This window comes from Deinococcus marmoris (genome assembly GCF_001949125.1).
Lineage (GTDB): Bacteria > Deinococcota > Deinococci > Deinococcales > Deinococcaceae > Deinococcus > Deinococcus marmoris_A.
In genome coordinates this window covers 1-6084 of sequence record NZ_MSTI01000069.1, presented here as the reverse complement: position 1 = coordinate 6084, position 6084 = coordinate 1, and the positions used below count along the sequence as shown (strand labels likewise).

5 protein-coding genes are annotated in these 6084 nt (G+C 62.5%); 1 reads left to right on the top strand and 4 read right to left on the bottom strand.

Annotated features, from left to right (window positions below; all coding sequences use genetic code 11):
- Positions 1 to 22 precede the first annotated feature (22 nt).
- From BOO71_RS10880 to BOO71_RS10870, 3 genes are all read right to left on the bottom strand, one after another.
- Entirely contained in the window at positions 23 to 1129 is a 1107-nt protein-coding gene (locus tag BOO71_RS10880) for an EAL domain-containing protein (RefSeq protein WP_254843123.1), read from the bottom strand.
- Positions 1130 to 1485: 356 nt separating this feature from the next.
- Positions 1486 to 2046, bottom strand: coding sequence for a PIN domain-containing protein (locus BOO71_RS10875; RefSeq protein ID WP_075832235.1), 561 nt, complete (start codon positions 2044 to 2046; stop codon positions 1486 to 1488).
- Between the two features lie 2 nt (positions 2047 to 2048).
- Positions 2049 to 2471 (bottom strand): helix-turn-helix domain-containing protein, encoded by a 423-nt coding sequence (locus BOO71_RS10870; protein WP_083653345.1) that lies wholly within the window; start codon positions 2469 to 2471, stop codon positions 2049 to 2051.
- A 537-nt stretch (positions 2472 to 3008) separates the two neighbouring features.
- Between BOO71_RS10870 and BOO71_RS10865 the strand changes: the two genes are divergently transcribed.
- A complete protein-coding gene (locus BOO71_RS10865; RefSeq protein WP_075832233.1) occupies positions 3009 to 5765 on the top strand; it encodes a PAS domain S-box protein in 2757 nt (918 codons plus the stop codon).
- An 8-nt stretch (positions 5766 to 5773) separates the two neighbouring features.
- Here BOO71_RS10865 and BOO71_RS10860 read toward each other — a convergent pair.
- Positions 5774 to 6084: transposase (locus BOO71_RS10860; protein ID WP_139322891.1), on the bottom strand; the 311-nt coding region annotated here is incomplete at its 5' end.

The following is a 6084-nucleotide window of genomic DNA, read 5'->3' as shown; positions in this document are numbered from 1 at the left end:
GTGTCTGATTCAGCGAGCTGAATCATGACGGGCCCCAGAAGCGGGCGGCCTGGGGCAGGAGGCCGGCCACTTCTGGGGCTGGCCGACCCAGAAAATAGCCCTGCGCATAGTCGGCGCCCAGGGTCATCATCAGGCTCAGCTCGCCCTGCGTCTCGATGCCCTCGGCGACGACCCGGATGCCCAGGTCATGGGCGTACCCGATCAGCGCGCTGACCAGGGGGACCCGGCGGTCATTCTCATGCAGGCCGCTGATCAGCGCCCGGTCCAGCTTGACGATGTCTGGCCGGAGTTCCGTCAGGTAGCTCAGGCTGGTGTGTCCGGCCCCCAGGTCATCCAGGGCCACCTGTGCGCCTTCCTGTTGGTAGCGCTCCAGAATGGAGCGCAGCAATCCCAGGTCCGGGAAGGTCTCGCTCTCGGTCACCTCAAAGACCAGCCGCGAGAAGTCGGCCTCCACCTCCCGGCAGGCGGCAAACGTCGTCTGAAGGCAGATGTCCGGGTTGTAGACCACGCCTGGAGCGAAGTTGATAAAGAGCTGCTGGTCCGCGCCGAGTTGCGGGTAGGCCTGGCGGATGGCCGTCTTGCGGGCATGGGCGTCGAAGGCGCGGGCCTGTCCATGGGCCGCAGCCGCTTGCAGGAGGGGCCAGGCACCGATCAGTGGGCCGTGCTGCTGCGCGCGGACCAGGGCTTCATAGCCGTACACTTCGCCCGTACCCAGATGAACCACTGGTTGCAGATGAAACTTCAGGTGATCGCTGATGGTGGCGAACCAGGGCGTGGCCAGGCGCTGTATCCACTGCTCCAGCGGGGCTAACTGCCAGAGGTCAAGCCGTCCGTCCAGCCAGGGGGCGGCCAGCAGGTCCGGGCGCTCCGTGCGTGAAAATGCGGCCAGAAGACCGTCCAGTCGGTCAAACGACGTCCGACTGACCTGAATGGAACCCGCCTCAATTTCGCCGGGAATGTCATGGGCGGACAGAAAGACAGCGAGTTTGCGTTGCAGGTGGGTGGAGCCAGCGCGAATGGACAGGGCGGTGACGCGGGTCATGTCCAGCGGTGCGACGGTCTGGCAGTCGCAGAGTGCCGGGCCGCCGTTGCCCTTGGGCACAGAGCGAGGCGGATCATAGGAGGACATTGCCGGATGGTACGCACCACACGTTCACAGAACTCTGAAGCCGAAGAATACCGTCCAGCATGATGTCGAATTCATTTACTCCTCATGCAGGCTCGTAGTCATGGAACCAGGCCCTCGGACAATGTGAGCCTGGCTGCTGGGCCAGTCTCGCAGTGTGCTGACATGCCGTGGGTGGCAGAGACCGGTGGCGAGGGTAACCGTCGATCGTATCCACCATCAGTGGCGGTGGGCGGATAGGCGCGGGCTTGGCCGTCAGTCCATGCGCAAGCGGCTGGTGAAGCCTGGAGCATTGGGCGAGGACCACCCAGCAATGAACCACTGCTGGCGTCAAGGTGTCAGGTGAGGGTCTACGACCCTCAGAACCTGATCTCATCCCGCAGCAGGAGGGCCGTTCGGGGCATCTGGAGGTTCGCCAGCGCTGCGGCAATGTCCTCCAGACCCATCGGCGGCGCCTTCAACGCACCCATCGGCCGTTTCAAAGCTTGTCGGAAGCCATCTGGCGACTCGGCCCATAAACGGGGCAACAGCACATCCGGGTGCAGCGGCAGCAGGCCATGTCCCGCCAGCACTTCAGGCGGGAAATCCTTCAGATTGAACGTCACCAGCACGCTGGCCCTGGCCTGCACGGCCGCGGCCAGCACATGACAGTCCGCTGGATCGGGCAGGGAAAGTTCCGGGATCAGTCCCTCGTAACCCGTGACCTGGGCCTGGGGGAAGGCCGCGTCCATGCGGGCCTGGGTCCGGGCAATAACGGCCTCGGCGTAGCCAGCGTCGTCCACCAGATGCCGTTTCCACTCGTGTTGAATCTCGGCAGACCAGTGAACCTGACAGACCCGTTCCACCGCCAGCCTCAACACCAGGTCACGCAGAAGGGCTGCGTACAGCACGTTGGCATCCAGAAAGAGTCTGAGCGGCAAGCTCAGTACAGTCCGGCGGCCTGTTCTTCCGCCGTGATCTCGTCGAGCAGGGCGTGCTGCCGTTCGCGTTCCGCCTGATACCGCAGCACGTCGGTCAGCGCGAGGCGGCGGTGTGTGCCCACCAGGCGGTGGGGCAGCGTGCCGTCCGCCAGCAGGGTCTGGATCAGGTGTGGACGGCTGATGCCCAGGAGTGCAGCCGCCTCAGCCGTGCTGAGTTCGCGTTTGCTGGTCAGCAGCGTCACGCCATGTCCCGCCCCGAATTCCTTGAGACTGGCCTTCAGGAGTTCGATCAGCACAGGGGAAATCGCCAGCGGCGGTTGACCGGGCAGATTGACCACCACACGCGCTCCCTGTTCGAGGTGCTGGGCCAGAACCTGAAGCTGGCGCTGTTCATCAGGTGGCGGCTCGAAGGTTGAAGCAGTCATGGCTTCAGCTTATCATAGACGCAATAAGCGTAAAAAAGGAAGCATTGGTCCCACACTTCAAAATATCAATGGGGACCAGACGGTTGGATTGAGCGGCTAAAAAGCTTCGGTCCACTTGCTGGTGAATTTTCACGGGTGATGGCGTTGAAACATCAGGGTATGGGGTCACGTGATCGTAATGGTGAGTTGGCGGGGCGAGAGTGTCATGGCGATTCCTGAGAGGAGAGACGATTTTTTGAGAGCGAGCTTGCCGGAGGTTTGGATATCACGTCTCGTTCTTGCCTTATGCCGCAGCCCAGCGGCTGCCCGTGCCACATCGCCGATGTGAAGCATGGAAGATCGCCCCAGTGCCAGGGCGCTGCGAACGCCCGGCCATCATTTATGGACCTGAAGGAGACACCCGCAAGCTGCCCGTCCATACGGAGATGACCAATGGTTTGTTCAGACATTCCAAATGTAAGGAAGATGTGAAAATATTCAGCTATTCTTGACTTTGCGTCAGGCTCTTATTCATGGAACCCGGCTTCTGAGGTCCCAATGACTGAATTCTCCACAATTCCCTTTGCCCTCAGTGCCCTGCACGACAACGACAGCATCTTTCAAGCGCTCATCGAACACAGTGCCGACCTCATCACCCTGCTTGACCAGCATGGACAGATCCTGTACCAAAGTCCTTCCGCACGTCAGCACCTCGGCCATGACCGTGACCGTGCGCCCAGACGCCAGCACATCAGCTTGGACCACCTGCATCCGGAAGACCGTGAATGGGTTGCCCGTCAGGTCCATCTCTCCAGGCCCGGAGAGACGCTGACGCTGCGCCCCTACCGGATGCGCCATGCCAACGGCAGTTGGCGCTGGTGGAAAGGCACTGCGGTCAATCTGCTGGACGTCCCAGAAGTGCGCGGCATCCTGGTCCAGTCACGGGACGTGACTGCCGAGATAATGGCCGCGCAGAGAGCCCGTGCGCTGGAAGGACTCAGCATGGCCCTGGCCAGCACCAGCACCACCGACGAGGTCGTGCAGGTCATGCTGCTTCAGGGGATCGAAGCTATGGGTGCCCTCGCCGGCGGCGTCCTGCTGCTGGAGGAGGGCGGCACACTTGTGACTGTGCTGGGCAGCGCCGGGTACCCGGAACGTCTCGAGCGCCCCTGGCGGCACTTTGGCTTAGACACGCCTGTCCCCGCGGCCGACGCTATTCGTGAAGACCGTGATATGTACTTAACGCGCGAGGACTGGCAGATCCTGTATCCGCATCTGGAACATGCCCCCGCTTCTCGCATCGGCAGCAATGCCGTCCTGCTGCTCAAGAGCAACGGAAAGGTGATGGGGGCCATCACCCTGTCCTTCCAGGAGGACCGCGTCCCCAGTGAAACTGAACGACAGCACCTCCGGAGCGTCGCGGCTCAATGTGCCCTGGCGCTGGAACGCAGTGAATTACACGCACGGCTTCAGGCCCAGGAACGGTTGTACCGCAAGCTCGCGGAATACAGTTCCGACCCGGTCTCCATCATCAGCCTCACCGGAACGACGCAGTACATCAGTCCTTCGGTCGAGCGCATGCTGGGCCACACGCCTCAGGAGCGCATCGGCCTGAACGTGTTCGAAGGCATCCACCCGGATGACCGCGACCGGGTCAACCGGGCGTTCAGAGAGATAGTGGGTGGTCGGCTGCCCTGTCTGGTCACCTACCGCTTTCAGCACAAAGCAGGCCACTGGGTGTGGCTGGAGTCCACTGGCACCAACGCCGTCCATGATCCTGACCTCCAGGGCGTGGTGATCAACACCCGTGACGTGACGGCCCGGATCGAGGGCGAGCAGGCACGCCAGGCCAGTGAACGTCGGCTGCAACTGATCGGGGAGCAATCCGACACGCTGATCCACATCTACAATCCGGACCAGGAGTGCATCTATATTTCGCCAGCCGCACAGAATCTGCTCGGGTATTCCCCTGAGGAACTGCAGGCATGTCCGGGCAAGATTCGTCAGTTGGTCCACCCGGAGGATCTGCCCAGGGTCGAAGCTGCCTGGAAGATCCAGGCAGCCACGCCGGCCTACCGAATCCGGGGCCGTGACGGGACGGTCCTGTGGGTGGAAAGTACGGTGCGCCAGGTGCTGGACGAGCAGGGCGTGCTGGTGGAGACGCATGTCGCCACCCGGGACATCACCTCGCGCAAAGAAGCGGAGCAGGCCCTGCGCCTCCAACTGCGCCGCTTTCAGCAGCTGGTGGACCTGACTGCAGAGTTCGCCGCGCAGGAGGACACCGAGCAACATATTCAGACCGCTCTTGAGCGCTGCCTGGACTTGACGCCCTACACCTATAGCTTTTACTTTCCGGTCAACGGCGACACCCTGATTGAACCGTTGCATGCCGGAGAGAACGCGGAGCAGATGCTCGCCTGGGCCGCCCCACTGGAGCGGATCCACCGCAACGGTGAAATCGGCAAGGCCCTGCGGCGACACGAGGCCTTCTTCGCGGGCGCTGAGCAGGCAGTGTTCAGTCCACCTGAACCGCTGCCACGGCAGGTCTGGACGTCCCTGGCGGTTCTGCCGGTGGTGTCGAGAGGCGTCTTGCGGGGCTTCATGGCTTTCGGCACGAACGGGAGGTTCGAGGTGGACGGCGACACCCGTCGGCTGCTGACCGGCGTGAGTGAACATGCCAGCCGCGCCGTGGAACGCAGCGCCCACCTCGACGACCTGAAGCTGTCCCGTGAAGAGACCCTGCGGGCGCTGGGCCTGGCGCTGGAGTACCGGGATTACGAAACGAAGGGCCACACCGACCGTGTGGTGGCCTTGACCGAGCATCTGGGTCAGGCCCTGGGAATTTCAGGCGACGACCTGGACGCCCTGCGCTGGGGCGCGTTTCTGCACGATACCGGCAAGGTGGCCATTCCCGACGCGATCCTGCTCAAGCCCGGCAAGCTTGACCCGGAAGAGTGGGAGGTGATCAAGCGCCACCCGGGCATTGGATACGAGATGCTGCACCACATTCCTTCCCTGCCCCCCACTGCCCTGGAGGTCGTGCTGTACCACCAGGAGCGCTGGAATGGCAGCGGGTACCCGAAAGGACTGGCCGGCGCGGACATTCCACTCGCTGCGCGGGTCTTCGCGGTGGTGGACGTTTACGACGCCCTGACCAGCGAGCGTCCTTACAAGCGGGCGTGGACCCACGAGGAAGCCGCCGCACAATTGCGCAAGGAAGCGGGGGAGCTGCTTGATGCACGGGTCGTCGAAACTTTCCTGAATACCCTGAATTACAACTCTTCAATGGAGGATCCATCCCATGACGCACGCTAAGAGCGCGTTTATAAAGGTTCGACAGAAGGATCAAGACGACGGAGCATCAAGCGAATGTTGGCGAGATAGCACCAGGAAGCGGAGGTGTGGCAGCGGCCTTCATAGTCCCGGCTCAGCCGACGTGAGCGCGTCAACCACGCCAATGAGCGTTCCACCACCCAGCGGCGAGGCAGCACCTGAAACCCTTTGGCCCTGTCACTACGCTTGATGATTTCCAGTGTCCAGCCCAGTGTTTCCAGCGTCCAGGTGACCAGCTTGCCCAGATAACCACCATCGGCCCAGACATGACGGAGGCGCACAAAGCGCCTCCGTGCGTACC

Bases quoted from the DNA above. Each gene is read 5' to 3' on its own strand.
- BOO71_RS10880 (WP_254843123.1), bottom strand. From the start codon at position 1,129: ATGTCCTCCTATGATCCGCCTCGCTCTGTGCCCAAGGGCAACGGCGGC.
- BOO71_RS10870 (WP_083653345.1), bottom strand. From the start codon at position 2,471: ATGACTGCTTCAACCTTCGAGCCGCCACCTGATGAACAGCGCCAGCTT.
- BOO71_RS10865 (WP_075832233.1), top strand. From the start codon at position 3,009: ATGACTGAATTCTCCACAATTCCCTTTGCCCTCAGTGCCCTGCACGAC.